Origin of the sequence: Faecalibacterium sp. An58 (genome assembly GCF_002161515.1) — a bacterium.
In the GTDB taxonomy this organism is placed as follows: domain Bacteria; phylum Bacillota; class Clostridia; order Oscillospirales; family Ruminococcaceae; genus Faecalibacterium; species Faecalibacterium avium.
Map to the genome: position 1 here is coordinate 13,140 of NZ_NFHX01000029.1, position 14,874 is coordinate 28,013.

Sequence of the window (14,874 nt, forward strand, 5' to 3'; positions counted from 1 at the left end):
TTCAAAACGGATACCGGGGATCACTCCTGGTGTACCTCGGCGCTCTCATCCACCGTATCCAGCTCGCGGGCGGTGGCCTCGGCGTCCGCAGGGGCATGGCTGGCGCCGATCATCCCGTCCCCGTCCAGGTCCAGGCCGGTGACCTGCTCGAGGGTGGACTGGGTATCGGGGTGCAGCTTGTTGAAGCGCCGGATGGCCAGGGCGGTGTAGATGGCCCCGCCCAGGTTGAAGGCGCCTTCGATCAGCAGGATGATGCCGATGCCCATGACCAGAGTCTCCATGGCGCCGAAGGGGTCAAAGATCATGATGCCTCCCAGTACTACGCTGAGCAGGGCCAGCAGGATGAACCATTTCCAGCTGGGGTAGCCGCAGCGGCGCAGCTCCAGGGCGTTCTGCAGCCGGCCCAGGCTGTCGAATACCACGAACAGCCCGAATACCACCGGCAGGATCCGCACCACGATATCGCTGCGCAGGATCAGAAAGCCGCCCAGGCCCAGACACACCAGCCCCGAGATCAGGGTGAAGGAGCTCTGGAATACTTTGTGGTCCACCGTAAAATACCGGATCAGCTGGACGGCGGCGCAGGCCAGCACCACCCCGCCCAGGGCATAGCAGACGATGTTCAGGGCCACACCGGGCACCGCCAGCAAAAAGATGCCCAGTCCAAGATACAACAGGCTCATCAGGATCAGGTTCCATTTCAGATTTTTCATCGGGACGCCTCCTTTTTTGTCCGTCTGCTTTCAGTATGCCACAGCGGGGCCCCGGCCGCCCCTTTGCCGGAAAATGGGCAGGAATGCGCCCGCACCCTGCCCATTGCTCTCACCGGCGCCCAAAGCTCTGCCCGGGCGCTTTTGAACGATGCCGCAAGCCGTTCCTCTGTCCCCGCGCAGGGGACAGCATCAGCCCAGCGATTCCTCTTTGGCCTTGACGGCGGCCAGGATCATCTGGACGCAGACATCCTTGCCCAGGGCGGCGTTGATGCTCAGGTCGTAGTTGTGCACATCGCCCCAGCGGTTCTGGGTGTAGTAGTTGTAGTAGGCGGCCCGCTGGCGGTCGGTCTTGTCGATCTCGTCCCGGATGCCCTTTTCGGTGGTGGCCTTGACGATGGGGTTGGTCTTGGCATACTCCCGCCGCCACTCCAGGGGCGCGTGGACAAAGACGTGCAGCACGTCGGTGCGCTCCCGCAGCACATAGTCGGCGCAGCGGCCCAGGATGACGCAGGGGCCCTCCTCGGCCAGCTTCTTGATGATGCGGCTCTGCAGGATGAACACCTGGTCGCTCAGGGGCAGGTCGGTGCCCATGGTGTACAGGCTGTACAGCAGGCTGTGGGTATGGCGCTTCTCGCTGGCAGCCACGGCCTCCTCCGACAGGCCCGAGTCCCTGGCTGCCATGGTAATCAGCTCCTTGTCATAGAGCTTGATGCCCAACGCGTCGGCCACATCCTGTGCGATGTAGCGGCCGCCGGTGCAATACTCACGGCTCAAAGTGATGATCGTTTTTGCCATAATCGTTCCTCCCATCTTGTTGGGAAGGGCCGGCCCGGAGGCCTGCCCTCCTTTAAACAGCCGGGCCGGGGCCTGGCTGCTGTTCTGCAGGGGTTTGCTGTGCTGCGGGGCGGGGCAGCTGTACCTCTGCCACCCGCATACTGCCGGTCTGGTCCACCGCGTAGATGCTGCACCGCCCGCCGGCCTGGGCTACTTCCTGGGGGAAGCACACCCCGCCTGCGGCGGTCCGCTTCATGCGGTGGAAGGTCTTGTGGGCGGTGGTGGCGTGGGCCACCCCGTCGTACAGGGTACAGGCCACCCAGCCGTTGAAATCCTCCGGCAGGGGGTCCCTGGCCCCTTTCTGGGTAAAGAACCACTCCCCGTCTTCCCCCGCTTCCAGCCCGCAGCGGAACCGGCGGGGCCGCGTAGCGGAAAAGGTGCGGGGCTTGGGCCGCAGGATGATGGCCCGCCCGGTGAAGTAGCGCAGAAAATCGGTGATGGACATGGTGCGGGCCACGGCCCCGTCGCCCGGGGCGGTGGGGTCGTTGAGCACCACGAAGTTTGCCAGGACCTCGTCGTCGTGGCCAAAGCCCCGCAGGGCCATCCATACCCGCACCGGCTCCTGCTGGCCGGTCAGGCGGGTCTCCATCTCCACACCCACCGAACAGCCGTCGTGGATCTGGGCCCGCAGGTCCTTCAGATCCAGCCAGGCCTGCCAACTGGAATAGCCGCAGCAGCCGGCGGCAGCCACGGCATAGGCGGCGTTGTGGATGCCGGTGGTGGCGTTGTCCAGCATGGTGTAGGCCACTTCCTCCGGCAGGATGTCCTCCCCCCAGCGGTTCATCAGGGAGGCGATCACCAGTGAGAGATCCATGTCCCGGCCAAAGCTGGGGTCACGGCCGGCCAGGCTGTATTCGGGCAGGTAGAGCCGCCGGTTGATGATGGCGCCCTCCTGCCGCTCCCAGGACAGGGGCCGCACGGCGGCGGCCAGCAGCCGCACCGCGGGGGTCACCCGCCCGTCGTTGGAGGAAAGGTTCACTTGCAGCTGGATGCCGGTGCCGCCTCCGGGCACCGCCACCGTGACGGTGTCCCCCATCAGGAACACCAGCCCGTCGTCGGTCTGGGTGTGGACGCTGCGCCGGGGATAGCCCGGGGCCCATTTGCCAAAGCTCATCCAGCCGGTCCAGTCCCCGCCGGCGTATACCCGGCAGCGCACCTCCAGCATGGTGTTGTCGGGAGCCAGGGCGTTCCAGCTCACGTTCAGGTTGCAGAAAGCGGGCATGGCCAGCTCGGGGGAAGTGTAGCTGCCATAGGGCAGATACCGCCCTGCAGAGCTGTCCAGCACCAGACACCCGTTCTCCAGGGCTACGTTGTCCAGCGCCCCCCGGGAAAAGGTCTCGGTCCCCTGCAGGACCAGGTTGTTCTTTTGTTCCATCCTGGGGCCTTCCCTTCTGCGGCGCTCACACGTCGCTGCCTGTGCCGGAGGAAGCGGCCTTTTCGGCTTCCAGGGCCTGGGCCAGCTCGGCGTCCTTCCGGGCACGGATCTTTTCTTCGATGTGGAACACCCGCTCCAGGTCGCCGCTCACGATCTGGCAGCACACCTCGCAGGAGAACCAGAACCCGAACACCACCATCAGCAGCAGGCCCAGGGGCATACACAGGATCACGATGCCCCAGAACACCACCTGCACGATGGCGGCTGCCAGCGCATGGGGCAGAAAGGCCAGCATACACCGGACGCTGTTGGCCAGTGTCTGGCGCAGGGGCTGCTCCAGCAGCACCACCTGGGGCCACATATAGGCGAACATCATGTGGAAGATCACCAGGTTGAGGACGGTGGCCACCCACACGCCGGTGCCCACGTTGACCCCCTGAGCCAGCATATGGAAGCAGAAATAGACCATGAAGATCTGCACGGTGACCACCACACAGTAGAGGATGCCGGGCAGGATGCTGGCCTTGAAATTCTGCCGGAAGGCCCGGCGGTAGGTGGTCCACCAGTAGCCCGGCTCATCCCGCAGGGCGCGCAGCACCGTGTCGTAGACCCCGGCCAGGGTAGGCCCCGCCAGGATGCCGCCCACGGCGGCGCTGACCAGCATAACGGGCAGGTTGTTCATCAAAAAACCGATGTAGACCAGGCAGATCACCGGCAGAAAGCCCAGGCAGGCCAGCAGGTTTGCCAGGAACATACCGTTCATGTCGCGGCCCAGCAGCTCGAAAAAGCGGCCCACACCCGTCTTGCGGGGAGCGTCCTTCTGGATGCCGTGCCCGGCCTTGAAATCATCCGCGCTTGGAAAAAGTCCCATTTCTCTTGTCCCTCTCTGTGGGCGGCTGTGAAAACCGCCCGGCATACAAAAGCAAATCACCGATGCTTTTATTCATCTTACATAATACCTGCATTGGGCCGATTTTGCAAGACCCCCGGCGGTGTGGTTTTGTAAAAAAACTGTTTCCATCTCCCATTTTGGCTGCAACTGTGCTACAATAGATGTGTTTTAACGGGAAAATGACATGAGAGTATTGTGACCGATGGGAGGTCAGTTGTTTGAAGATCCTGTATGTTTTGCGCACCATCGCGATGTATGCCTATATGTTCGGCTATATGCTGCTGTTCTACCCTGTCCTGCGCCAGGGCGAGAAGGCCCAGGCCGCCGGCGACCGGGCCAAAGTGCGCCAGCTGGTGGACAAGCATATCCCCCGCTGGTGCCGGGGGCTGCTGTGGATGGGCGGGGTACAGCTGACGGTGGAAGGCCGTGAGCGGATCCCCACCGGCGGGCCGGTGGTCTTTGTGGGCAACCATCGCAGCTATTTCGACATCCCCCTGATGCTGGTCGCCCTGGACAAGCCCCACGGCCTGCTGGCCAAAAAGGAACTGTCCCGCATCCCCCTGCTGAGCCGGTGGATGAAGCTGCTGGGCTGCCTGTATGTGGAGCGGGATGATGTGCGGGCCTCCCTGCAGGCCCTGAAGGACGGGGCCGCCATCGTGCGCGGCGGAGAGAGCTTTGTGATCTTCCCCGAGGGCACCCGCTATAAGGGCGAAGAAGGAGGCGTGGGCGAGTTCAAGGCCGGGGCTTTCCGCATCGCCATCAAGACGGGGGCGCCTGTGGTGCCGGTGGCCATCAGCGGCGCCCGGGCCCTCTATGAGAGCCACAATTACATCGTCCACCCGGGGTCGGTGCGGGTCACCATCCTGCCCGCCATCCAGACCGCCGGCATGAGCAAAGAGGAGCAGCGCCAGCTGCCCGAGGCGGTCCGGCAGAACATCATGGCCACCCTGAGCCGCCTGGACCAGACCGTCCTGTAATAAGGGAGAACAAGGCTTATGGCAAGCTACCGGTACGAACGCGACATCAAAGAAGAAGACCTGCGCCCCCGGGCCCGGCGGCAGTATACCCGCCGGGAACGGTGGAACAACTGGTGGGACTACAACCTCAAGTGGGTGGTGGTGGCCGCCATTGCGGTGGGCTTTGTGGGCTACTGCTTCATCGGGCAGTATTTCTTTACGGTGCACCCCGACTACAACATCGGGGTGGTGGCCCCCTACTACCTGCCGGAGGATACGGTGGACGCCCTGCAGCAGCAGCTGGCCGCCTTTGGGGAGGACCTGAACGGGGACGGCGCGGTGAACGTGACGGTCAACGTCTACACCCTGGATTACAGCGGGGACGACCAGTCGGACACCGACGCCTACATGACCATGGCGGGCACCACCCGCCTGGCTGCCGACGTCCAGGGGGCCCTCAGCTCCATCTTCATCCTCTATGACCCAGCAGGCTTTGAGGAGAACACCGGCGCGCTGCGGTATCTGGACGGCACTTTGCCGGCGGGGGACAGCGACAGTGACTGGTGGAACATGGTCTACCGCTGGACCGACTGCCCGGTCCTCACCGGGCTGGACCTGGGCAGCTATGGCCCCGACGCCACCCAGAACGGCACGGGGGACAGCCAGGAGTATATGAGCCAGTTCTATGTGGCATTCCGGGGCGCATGGAACCAGGGCGCGGCGGACAGCATCGCACCGGGGGAGCCTCTGTGGGACAAACTGACCGCCGGCGCCGTCTCCACCGCCGCTGCGGAGTGAAGATGCGCCTGCGCCTGCTGCGCCGGTGGAAAAAGCCGGCTGCCCCTGCCCCGGCGCCTGTCCCGGCGCCGCCCCGCCCGGCGGAGCTGGATAACCCCTATGGCCGAGTGTATACCCCCACCCCCAGCCTGTCCTGCCTGCGCCGCCGGGAGAAAGACCCAAAGTAAGAACACGCTCTGTCCGCAAACAGCGGACAGGGCGTTTTTTGTTGGGCATTTTCCTGTTTTTTGAGGGATGCGGGGGGCCGAAAACTGCCGGCGGCGCGATTGTCTCACGCCCTCAAGTATGGTATACTGATAAAGCAGATCGAACCACAGGGGAATGAGACATGAACGAAACGAAGGGAGTGACCTCGTATGGACGAGCTGGAGCAGGCCCGTCAGGAGATCGACGCGGTGGACGCGCAGCTGGCCGCCCTGTTTGAACGGCGGATGCGGGCGGTGGTGCAGGTGGCGCGCTACAAGCAGGCCCACGGCCTGCCCATCCACGACCCGGCCCGGGAAGAGCAGGTGCTGCAAAAGGCGGCGGACCGGATCCAGGACCCGGCCCTGCGGCCCTATTACCTGGACCATGTGCGCAACCGGATGGAGGTGGCGCGCCAGTATGAGGCCCTGCTGCTGGGCCGCAACCGGGTGGCCTACCAGGGGGTGGAGGGGGCGTTTGCCCACATCGCCCTGCGCCAGCTGTTCCCCCACGCCGAGGCGGTCAGCTGCCCCACCTGGGACGAGGTGTTCGCCCGGGTCTCGGCGGGGGATGCGGCCCGGGGCGTGGTGCCCTTTGAGAACAGCCATGCCGGGGATGTTTCAGCGGTGCTGGACCTGTGCTACCGCCACCCCGAGCTGTGGGTGGTGCAGGTGTACGACCTGCCGGTGCATCAGAACCTGCTGGTGCTCCCCGGCACCCCCCTCACGGCGGTGCGCCATGTGTACAGCCATCAGCAGGCCATCGCCCAGAGCGAGACCTTTTTGAAACAGATGCAGCTGCCCTGCACCGCCATGGCCAACACCGCCATGGCCGCCAAATATGTGGCCGAGAGCGGCGACCCCTCCCGGGCGGCCATCGCCAGCCGGGAGACCGCCGCCCTGTACGGGCTGGAGGTGCTGGTGCCCGACATCAACGCCGACGGGGACAACACCACCCGCTTCATCGTCATCAGCAAAGAGCGGCCCGCCAAAGGCAACCGGTTTTCTTTGCTGTTCACGGTGGACAACAAGCCCGGCAAGCTGGCCGAGGTGATCCAGAAGATCGGCGCTTCCGGCTTCAATATGGAGTCGATCAAGAGCCGGCCCATGCCCCATGTGCCCTTTGAATATTATTTTTATGCCGAGCTGGTGGGCGACCCCGCCAGGGCCGAGAGCGAGGCCCTGCTGCGGGAGCTGGACCGCACCTGCCGGACGGTACGGATGTTAGGAGTGTATACAAAATGAGTGAAGCCACATTTGGCAGCAAGCTGACCATGAACCTGGGCCCCCGCAGTTACGACATCACCCTGCGGCGGGGCGCCCTTCAGAACCTGTACCAGCTGGCCGACCTGAACCGCCGGGTGGCGGTGGTCACCGACAGCGGGGTGCCCCCGGTGTATGCCCGCCAGGTGGCCGACCAGTGCCGCGAGGCCGTGATCATTACGGTGCCCCAGGGCGAGGGCAGCAAGTGCCTCCGCACGCTGGAGTCGGTGCTGCAGCAGATGCTGGCGTTCGGCATGGGCCGGGGCGATCTGGTGGTGGCCGTGGGCGGCGGCGTGGTGGGAGACCTGGCCGGCTTTGCGGCGGCCGTCTATATGCGGGGCATCGATTTCATCAACTGCCCCACCACCACCCTGTCCATGATCGATTCCTCCATCGGCGGCAAGACCGCCGTGGACCTGGGGGACACCAAGAACGTGGTGGGCGCCTTCTGGCAGCCCAGGGTGGTGGTGGTGGACGCCGACACCCTGTCCACCCTTCCCCGCCGCCACTACATCAACGGTCTGGCCGAGGCCATCAAGGCCGGCCTGCTGGCCGACCCCGAGCTGTTTGAACTGTTCGAGACGGGGGACGTGGATGCGGACATCGACCAGATCATCTACCGCAGCCTCCAGTTCAAGAAGGGCATCGTGGAGGCGGACGAGACCGAGCACGGCGCCCGCCGCGCCCTCAACTTTGGACATACCATCGGCCACGGCATCGAGGCGGTCAAGGGCATCAAGGGCCGCCGCAAGGTGGGATTGTACCACGGCGAGTGCGTGGCCCTGGGGATGCTGCCCATGATCGAGAGCAACAGCCTGCGCCGCCGCACCCGGGCGGTCTACCGCCGCCTGGGCCTGCCGGTGCGCGCCGGCTTTGACAAGGAGAAGGTCTACGCCGAGATGCTCCATGACAAGAAGGCCCAGGGCGGCAAGATCACCGTCATCAAGGTGCCGGGTCTGGGCTGCTGGCGGGCCGACACCATCCCGGTGGAGAGCCTGCGCTCCCTGCTGGGCCTGGAGGGCTGAAGATGAAGAACACCTATGGGGACTGCCTCAGCCTGACCCTGTTTGGGGAGAGCCACGGCGCGGCCATCGGGGCCGTGCTGGACGGGATGGCCGCCGGCGTGCCGGTGGACGAGCAGGCGGTTGCCGCCTGCATGGACCGCCGCCGGGCCCGCGGGGACGGCCTGTCCACCGCCCGGGTGGAGGCGGACGAGGTGCGGGTGCTGTCGGGCGTGGTCCAGGGCCACACCACCGGCACCCCCATCGCCCTGATGATCGAGAACCGGAACACCCGCAGCGCCGACTACGCCGCCATGGCTTCCCTGCTGCGGCCCGGCCATGCGGATTATACCGCCTTTGCACGGTACGGCGGGTTCCAGGACGCCCGGGGCGGCGGGCACTTTTCGGGCCGGATCACCGCCGGCCTGGTGGCGGGGGGCGCCATCGTCCTCCAGGCGCTGGAGCGGGCGGGGGTGCGCATCGCCACCCACATCGCCCAGTGCGCCGGGATAGACGACAGCCCCTTTGCGGCGGATGACGGGGAGGCCCTGGTCCGGCAGTTCCGGACGCTGGACGGCCGCGGGGCGGACTTTGCCCTGCTGGACCCCGGCGTACAGGCCCCCATGCAGGACGCCATCCGGGCGGCGGGCGCCGAGGGGGACAGCGTGGGCGGCATTTTGGAGACCGCCATCCTGGGCCTGCCCGCCGGCGTGGGCGAACCCTTCTTTGACAGCGTGGAGAGCAAGCTGGCCCATATGGCCTTTGCGGTGCCGGCGGTCAAGGGAATCGAGTTCGGGTCCGGCTTCGGTTTTGCAGCCATGCGGGGCAGCCAGGCCAACGACCCCTTCCGCATCGACGAAGAGGGGCGGATCCGGACCGAGACCAACCACAACGCCGGCATCAACGGGGGGCTGGCCAACGGGATGCCGGTGGTGTTCCGCACCGCCGTCAAGCCCACCCCCAGCATCTACCAGCAGCAGCGGACGGTGGATTACACCGCGCAACAGAACGCGCTGCTGTCCATCAAGGGGCGGCATGACCCCTGCATCGTGCCCCGGGCGGCCATCGTCCAGACCTGCGCCGCCGCCGTGGCGGTGGGGGACCTGCTCTGCGCGCGCTATGGCGAGAGCTGGATGACGCGCCCCGATGCCTATCGAGAGGAGGCCCGCTGAATGGAATACGGTCTGATCGGTTCCCGACTGGGACACTCCTACTCCAAGATCATCCACCAGCGGCTGTGCGGCTATGACTACCAGCTGCTTGCCCTGCCCACCGAGGCGGAGGCGCGCCGCTTTTTGGAAGAACGCCCCTTCCGGGCCGTCAACGTCACCATCCCTTACAAGCGGCTGGCGATGGATGCCTGCGACCAGGTGGACCCCCGGGCCGCCGCCATCGGCGCAGTGAACACGGTGGTCAACCGGGACGGCAGGCTGTACGGCTACAACACCGACTTTATGGGCTTTGCCCATCTGTGCCGCAGCCACGGGGTGGACTTCCGGGGCCGCACCGTGCTGATCCTGGGCACCGGAGGCACCCACAATACGGTGGCCGCCGTGGCCCGGGATGCCGGGGCCGCCCGGGTGCTCACCGTCAGCCGGAAGCCCGGCCCCGGCCAGCTGTCCTACCGGGAGGCCGCCGGTGCGGGGGGACAGATCCTGATCAATACCACCCCGGCGGGGATGTACCCCGATGTGGGGACCTGCCTGCTGGACACCGACGCCCTGCGGGGGATGGAGGCGGTGCTGGATGTGGTGTACAACCCCGTCCGCACCGAGCTGCTGCTGCGGGCCGGAGAGGCCGGGGTGCCGGTGCGGGCCTGCGGCCTGGAAATGCTGGTGGCCCAGGCGGTGTATGCGGCGGAATATTTCCTGGACACTGCCTTTGCGGACCGGGAAGAAACGATCCGCCGGGGCACCGCGGACCTGCGCAGGGATATCCTGAACGTGTCCCTGGTGGGGATGCCCTCCAGCGGCAAGACCACCCTGGGCCGGCTGCTGGCAGAAAAGCTGGGCCGCACCTTTGTGGACCTGGACGAGGAGATCGTCCGGGCGGCGGGCCGGAGCATCCCGGACCTTTTTGCCGCCGAGGGAGAGGCGGGGTTCCGCCGGCGGGAAGCCGAACAGGCGGCCCGCTTTGGCAAAGAGAGCGGCCTGCTGATCTCCTGCGGGGGCGGCATCGTCAAAAACGCCGCCAACATCCGGGCTTTGCGGCAGAACGGGGTGGTCCTGTTCATCGACCGGCCCCTGGAGGAGCTGACGGTGGGGGGCGGACGGCCCCTGTCCTCCAGCCCCGAGGCGCTGCGGCAGATGGAAAAGGAGCGCCGGCCCTTTTATCTGGGGGCGGCGGACGCCGTCATTCCCAACGACGGCACGGTGCAGCAGGCAGTCAGCCGGGCGCTGGACGCCCTGGAGGACCTGTTTGCCCATGAATGAGGTATTTCTTTTCGAACGCACGGCAGGATGGCCGATGCGGCAGAGAGGGAAAATAAAAGCAGAGAAAGGAAACCAACACCCATGATTATTTCGACCAAAAAAGGCACGCCCCAGGAAGAACTGGACCGGATCGTTGACAAATTTGAAAAGCAGGGCCTGTCGGTGACCCTGATCTCGGGCACCGATTACAATGTCTTTGGCCTGGTGGGCGACACCACCAAGCTGGACGAGCGGGACATCCTGGCCAACCCCTGGGTGGACAACGTCACCCGCGTGTCGGCCCCCTACAAGCGGGCCAACCGCCTGTTCCACCCCGAGGATTCGGTGATCGACTGCGGCGGGGTCAAGATCGGCGGCCATGAGAAGATCGCGGTAATGGCCGGCCCCTGCAGCATCGAGAACGAGGAGCAGGCCAAACGGATCGCCTCCAGCGTCAAGGCAGGGGGCGCTGCCCTGTTCCGGGGCGGCGCCTACAAGCCCCGCACCTCCCCCTACTCGTTCCAGGGCCTCGAGACCGAGGGCATCCTGGACATGGTCAAGGCGCGGGAGGCCACCGGCCTGCCCATCGTCTCCGAGCTGATGAGCGAGGACCGCATCCCCGAGTTTGAGGAGTATGTGGACGTGGTCCAGATCGGCGCCCGCAATATGCAGAACTTCCAGCTGCTCAAGGCGGTGGGCAAGATGCACAAGCCGGTGCTGCTCAAGCGGGGCCTGTGCAACACCATCGAGGAGTGGATCATGAGCGCCGAATACATCATGGCCGGCGGCAATGAGAACGTCATCCTCTGCGAGCGGGGCATCCGCACCTTTGAAAAGTACACCCGCAACACCCTGGACCTGTCGGCGGTGCCCATCATCCACGAAAAGACCCATCTGCCCGTGGTGGTGGACCCCAGCCACGCCACCGGCAAGTCCCATCTGGTGGAGCCCATGATGATCGCGGCGGTGGCCGCCGGGGCCGACGGCCTGGAGGTGGAGGTCCACTATGACCCCCAGCACGCCTGGAGCGACGGCGCCCAGTGCCTGACCCCCGACGCCTTTGCCCAGGCCATGGCCAAGTGCCGCCAGGTGGCATGGGCCATTGGCCGGGATATGTGACCCATGCGGGCCGAGATCAGGCCGGGGGGCCCCATCCGTGGGACTCTGGCCGCGCCCCCCAGCAAGAGCATGGCCCACAGGGCGCTGCTCTGCGCGGCCCTGGCCGGGGGGACCAGCCGGGTGGACAACCTGGCCCACAGCCAGGACATCGACGCCACCCTGGCCGCCGCAGCCGCCTTTGGGGCGCAGGTGGAGCTGGGGGCGGGCTGGGCCCATGTGACCGGACCGGCTGTCCTGGCCTGCCCGGCCGCCCCGGTGGACTGCTGCGAGAGCGGCAGCACCCTGCGCTTTCTGATCCCGCTGGCGGCGCTGTCGGGGCGGGCGGTCACCTTCACCGGGCGGGGCCGGCTGATGCAGCGGCCCCAGAGCGTGTACCGGGAGCTGTTTGCCCGGCGGGGCCTCCGGTTTGAGCAGGACGGCGGCACTTTGACGGTGGCGGGGCCCCTGGCTGCGGGGGAATACGAGCTGGCGGGGGATGTGTCCAGCCAGTTCGTCAGCGGGCTGCTGTTTGCCCTGCCCCTGCTGGACGGGGACAGTACTCTGCGGCTGCGTCCCCCGGTGGAGAGCCGCAGCTACATCGAGATGACCCGGGCCGCCCAGGCCCTGTTTGGGGTGGAGAGCCGCTGGCTGGATGCGGCCACCCTCCTGGTGCCCGGCCGGCAGCGTTACCTGCCCCGGGACATCACGGTGGAGGGGGACTGGAGCCAGGCCGCCTTCCCGGCGGTGCTGGGGGCCCTGGCCGGGGACGTGACGGTCACCGGGCTGGCCGCCGATACCCTGCAGGGGGACGCGGTGATCGGCCGGATCCTGGACCGCTGCGGCGCGCAGCGGGGCGCGGAGGGCTTCCGCTTTGCAAAAAGCCCCCTGCACGGCGTGGAGATCGATCTGGCCGACTGCCCCGACCTGGGCCCCGTCCTGATGGCCATGGGGCTGCTGTGCCGGGGCCGGACGGTCATCCGCAACGCAGGCCGCCTGCGCCTGAAGGAGAGCGACCGCATCGCCGCCATGGAGCAGGAACTGCGCAAGCTGGGCGGCTGCATCCGGAGCGAGGGCGGCACCGTGTGGATCGAGGGCGGGCCCCTGCATCCGCCCGCCGTGCCCCTCAGCGGCCACAATGACCACCGGGTGGTCATGAGCCTGACGGTGCTGGCCGCAGCCGCGCGGCTGCCCGTCTGCATCGAGGGGGCTGAGGCAGTGGATAAGAGCTGGCCGGATTTCTTTGCTGCCGTCAGGCAGCTGGGGGTGGAGGTGGAACTGTATGCTTGACAAGTCGGAGCGCTACCTGATCGTGGGTCTGGGGCTTCTGGGCGGCAAATACGCCCTGGAGCTGACCAAAGCCGGGTTCCATGTGGACGGCATCAACCGCAGCGAAAAGCACCTGCAATACGCTTTGGACAAGGGCTATATCCGCAGCGGCAAGACCCATGACTTCGAGGACCTGGTGGCCCAGGCCGACCACATCATCTTTGGCCTGTACCCCACCACCCTGCTGGAGTGGTTTGGGACGTATGGCCGCCGGATCAAGCCCGGGTGCATCTTTACCGATGTGTCGGGGGTCAAGACGGGCCTGGTAGGGCCCATCCAGGAGATGTGCCCTCCGGGGGTGGAGTTCATCCCCAGCCATCCCATGGCGGGCCGGGAGACTTCCAGCGTGGAGCACGCCGCCGAGGTCAACTTTGGCCCCGCCAACTTCATCATCACCCCCACCCCGAAGAATACCCCCCGGGCCATCGTCTGGATCACGGAGCTGGCCCAGGTGCTGGGGTTCCGGCATATTTCGACCCTGACGGTGGAGGAGCACGACCGGATGATCGGCTATGTCAGCCAGCTGTGCCATGCCATTGCCGTCAGCCTGATGTGCGCCAACGACAATGCCGCCCTGTGCGAATACACGGGCGACTCGTTCCGGGACCTGACCCGCATCGCCAGGATCAACGAGACGATGTGGTCGGAACTGTTCCTGTGGAACAAAGACAACCTGATCGCGGAGATCGACCAGTTCGAGGGGGCGCTGGGTCAGCTGCGTGCGGCCCTGGCCGCGGGAGACCGGGCCGGGCTGGAGGAGATGTTCCGGCTTTCCACCCAGCGGCGGGCCATGTTTGACAAAAAACTGCCCGATTGACCCTGCAAAGGAGGGGGAGGCTATGGCCAGACAGGAAAAGCAGAAGCGCAAGCTGCTGGCTCTTGTGCGCATTTTTGAAAGCGAGACCGACGAGGCCCACCGCCTGACGGTGCCTCAGCTGGCCGAAAAGCTGGAGGCCCAGGGCATCCCCTGTGAGCGCAAGAGCATCTACACCGACATCGATGCGCTGCGGGAGATGGGCTATGAGATCCTTTTGCAGCGGGGCCGGGGCGGCGGTTACTGGCTGGCCCACCGCACCTTTGAGCTGGCCGAGCTCAAGCTGCTGGTGGATGCGGTGCAGAGCTGCCGGTTCATTCCCCAGGAAAAGACGGGCGCTCTGATCGGCAAGCTGGAGCAGCTGGCCTCCCACTACCAGGCCGCCCAGCTGCAGCGCCAGGTGTATGTGGCGGGCCGGCCCCGCAGCCAAAACCCCCAGATCCTTTACAGCATCGACGCTTTGCACGAGGCCATCAACGCCGGGCGGCAGGTGTCTTTCCACTATGCCAACGGCAAGGACCACACGGTCAGCCCCTGGCAGCTGGCCTGGGACGGCGGCAGCTATTATCTGATCGCCTACCAGGAGTATGACAGCAAGGCGGGGGTGCGGCATTACCGTGTGGACCGCATGAGCCGTGTGCAGGTGCTGCAGGACAAGCCCTGCGCCGGCAGCGCTCTGCATGAGAACTTCAACCTGCCGGCGTACCTGAAAAAGCACTTCAATATGTACGGCGGCCCCGAATACAGGGTGACCTTGCGCTGCGCTCCCGAGCTGCGGGAGGCCATGCTGGACCGCTTTGGCCGGGAGACCATCCTGATCGACGAGCCGGACGGCAGTTTCCACTTCACCACCCCCGTCTGCGTCAGCGGGCCCTTTTTGGGCTGGGTGTGCGGGTTCGAGGGCAAAGTGGTGGTCACCGCCCCGGCAGAAGTACGCGCCCGCCTGGCCCTGCTGAGCCGCCGCATGGCCGATGTCTATGGGTGCTGAACGCCCAGCCGCAAAACTGGACCAATAATCTGCTGGATGCGCCCCGCTTTCGCGGGGCGCTTTTTTGCTGCCTCCAGATCCCCGACGCACAAAGTTAGAGTACACGAACTAAAGAAAATAAAGAAAAAAAGGGAAAATTTGAAATTGGGTCTTGACACCGGGGGGGGTATGTTATGATAGGCACACAAAGGAAAGGACCTTCCTTTGAACCTGTTTTGGGTCT

15 protein-coding genes are annotated in these 14,874 nt (G+C 65.8%); 11 read left to right on the forward strand and 4 right to left on the reverse strand.

The window, feature by feature from the left end; genetic code table 11:
* Positions 1-20: 20 nt before the first annotated feature.
* The 4 genes from B5G12_RS12220 to B5G12_RS12235 all read right to left on the reverse strand — a co-directional run bounded on the left by B5G12_RS12220 (position 21) and on the right by B5G12_RS12235 (position 3,793).
* Positions 21-713, reverse strand: coding sequence for an HdeD family acid-resistance protein (locus B5G12_RS12220; RefSeq protein ID WP_087325101.1), 693 nt, complete (start codon positions 711-713; stop codon positions 21-23).
* Positions 714-902: 189 nt separating this feature from the next.
* Positions 903-1,508 carry a cytidylate kinase-like family protein gene (locus B5G12_RS12225; RefSeq protein WP_087233321.1) on the reverse strand — a complete coding sequence of 202 codons (606 nt, stop codon included), beginning with the start codon at positions 1,506-1,508 and terminating at the stop codon, positions 903-905.
* Between the two features lie 52 nt (positions 1,509-1,560).
* Complete coding sequence (locus tag B5G12_RS12230) at positions 1,561-2,922, reverse strand: cysteine peptidase family C39 domain-containing protein (RefSeq protein ID WP_087325102.1); 1,362 nt, start codon at positions 2,920-2,922, stop codon at positions 1,561-1,563.
* Between the two features lie 25 nt (positions 2,923-2,947).
* On the reverse strand, positions 2,948-3,793 hold the full coding sequence (locus tag B5G12_RS12235) for a YesL family protein (RefSeq protein WP_087325103.1): 846 nt from the start codon (positions 3,791-3,793) through the stop codon (positions 2,948-2,950).
* Positions 3,794-4,032: 239 nt separating this feature from the next.
* On the opposite strand from B5G12_RS12235, the gene B5G12_RS12240 reads away from it, so the two are divergent.
* The 11 genes from B5G12_RS12240 (at position 4,033) to B5G12_RS12285 (ending at position 14,651) form a co-directional block, all read left to right on the forward strand.
* Positions 4,033-4,791, forward strand: coding sequence for a lysophospholipid acyltransferase family protein (locus tag B5G12_RS12240; protein WP_242956033.1), 759 nt, complete (start codon positions 4,033-4,035; stop codon positions 4,789-4,791).
* Positions 4,792-4,809: 18 nt separating this feature from the next.
* Positions 4,810-5,568, forward strand: coding sequence for a hypothetical protein (locus B5G12_RS12245; RefSeq protein WP_087325104.1), 759 nt, complete (start codon positions 4,810-4,812; stop codon positions 5,566-5,568).
* Between the two features lie 2 nt (positions 5,569-5,570).
* Positions 5,571-5,735 carry a hypothetical protein gene (locus tag B5G12_RS14670; protein WP_158098359.1) on the forward strand — a complete coding sequence of 55 codons (165 nt, stop codon included), beginning with the start codon at positions 5,571-5,573 and terminating at the stop codon, positions 5,733-5,735.
* Positions 5,736-5,924: 189 nt separating this feature from the next.
* Positions 5,925-6,995, forward strand: coding sequence for a bifunctional chorismate mutase/prephenate dehydratase (locus tag B5G12_RS12250; RefSeq protein WP_087325105.1), 1,071 nt, complete (start codon positions 5,925-5,927; stop codon positions 6,993-6,995).
* Positions 6,992-8,038, forward strand: a complete 1,047-nt coding sequence (locus B5G12_RS12255) for a 3-dehydroquinate synthase (RefSeq protein ID WP_087325106.1) — start codon at positions 6,992-6,994, stop codon at positions 8,036-8,038. The genes B5G12_RS12250 and B5G12_RS12255 overlap by 4 nt, the downstream gene beginning before the upstream one ends.
* Positions 8,039-8,040: 2 nt before the next feature.
* Positions 8,041-9,186 (forward strand): chorismate synthase, encoded by a 1,146-nt coding sequence (gene aroC / locus B5G12_RS12260; RefSeq protein WP_087325107.1) that lies wholly within the window; start codon positions 8,041-8,043, stop codon positions 9,184-9,186.
* On the forward strand, positions 9,187-10,446 hold the full coding sequence (locus B5G12_RS12265) for a shikimate kinase (protein WP_087325108.1): 1,260 nt from the start codon (positions 9,187-9,189) through the stop codon (positions 10,444-10,446).
* An 81-nt stretch (positions 10,447-10,527) separates the two neighbouring features.
* On the forward strand, positions 10,528-11,544 hold the full coding sequence (aroF, locus tag B5G12_RS12270; RefSeq protein WP_087325109.1) for a 3-deoxy-7-phosphoheptulonate synthase: 1,017 nt from the start codon (positions 10,528-10,530) through the stop codon (positions 11,542-11,544).
* Positions 11,545-11,547: 3 nt separating this feature from the next.
* On the forward strand, positions 11,548-12,810 hold the full coding sequence (gene aroA / locus B5G12_RS12275) for a 3-phosphoshikimate 1-carboxyvinyltransferase (protein WP_087325111.1): 1,263 nt from the start codon (positions 11,548-11,550) through the stop codon (positions 12,808-12,810).
* A complete protein-coding gene (locus B5G12_RS12280) occupies positions 12,803-13,666 on the forward strand; it encodes a prephenate dehydrogenase (protein WP_087325113.1) in 864 nt (287 codons plus the stop codon). Before aroA ends, B5G12_RS12280 begins: the two co-directional genes overlap by 8 nt.
* Positions 13,667-13,688: 22 nt before the next feature.
* A complete protein-coding gene (locus B5G12_RS12285) occupies positions 13,689-14,651 on the forward strand; it encodes a helix-turn-helix transcriptional regulator (protein WP_087325115.1) in 963 nt (320 codons plus the stop codon).
* Positions 14,652-14,874 lie beyond the last annotated feature (223 nt).

What these genes read in the sequence shown, in the direction of transcription:
- B5G12_RS12225 (WP_087233321.1), bottom strand. Translation starts at nt 1,508, where the DNA reads ATGGCAAAAACGATCATCACTTTGAGCCGTGAGTATTGCACCGGCGGC.
- B5G12_RS14670 (WP_158098359.1), top strand. Translation starts at nt 5,571, where the DNA reads ATGCGCCTGCGCCTGCTGCGCCGGTGGAAAAAGCCGGCTGCCCCTGCC.
- B5G12_RS12235 (WP_087325103.1), bottom strand. Translation starts at nt 3,793, where the DNA reads ATGGGACTTTTTCCAAGCGCGGATGATTTCAAGGCCGGGCACGGCATC.
- B5G12_RS12230 (WP_087325102.1), bottom strand. Translation starts at nt 2,922, where the DNA reads ATGGAACAAAAGAACAACCTGGTCCTGCAGGGGACCGAGACCTTTTCC.
- B5G12_RS12285 (WP_087325115.1), top strand. Translation starts at nt 13,689, where the DNA reads ATGGCCAGACAGGAAAAGCAGAAGCGCAAGCTGCTGGCTCTTGTGCGC.
- B5G12_RS12245 (WP_087325104.1), top strand. Translation starts at nt 4,810, where the DNA reads ATGGCAAGCTACCGGTACGAACGCGACATCAAAGAAGAAGACCTGCGC.
- B5G12_RS12280 (WP_087325113.1), top strand. Translation starts at nt 12,803, where the DNA reads ATGCTTGACAAGTCGGAGCGCTACCTGATCGTGGGTCTGGGGCTTCTG.
- aroA (WP_087325111.1), top strand. Translation starts at nt 11,548, where the DNA reads ATGCGGGCCGAGATCAGGCCGGGGGGCCCCATCCGTGGGACTCTGGCC.
- aroC (WP_087325107.1), top strand. Translation starts at nt 8,041, where the DNA reads ATGAAGAACACCTATGGGGACTGCCTCAGCCTGACCCTGTTTGGGGAG.
- B5G12_RS12250 (WP_087325105.1), top strand. Translation starts at nt 5,925, where the DNA reads ATGGACGAGCTGGAGCAGGCCCGTCAGGAGATCGACGCGGTGGACGCG.
- B5G12_RS12265 (WP_087325108.1), top strand. Translation starts at nt 9,187, where the DNA reads ATGGAATACGGTCTGATCGGTTCCCGACTGGGACACTCCTACTCCAAG.
- B5G12_RS12220 (WP_087325101.1), bottom strand. Translation starts at nt 713, where the DNA reads ATGAAAAATCTGAAATGGAACCTGATCCTGATGAGCCTGTTGTATCTT.
- aroF (WP_087325109.1), top strand. Translation starts at nt 10,528, where the DNA reads ATGATTATTTCGACCAAAAAAGGCACGCCCCAGGAAGAACTGGACCGG.
- B5G12_RS12255 (WP_087325106.1), top strand. Translation starts at nt 6,992, where the DNA reads ATGAGTGAAGCCACATTTGGCAGCAAGCTGACCATGAACCTGGGCCCC.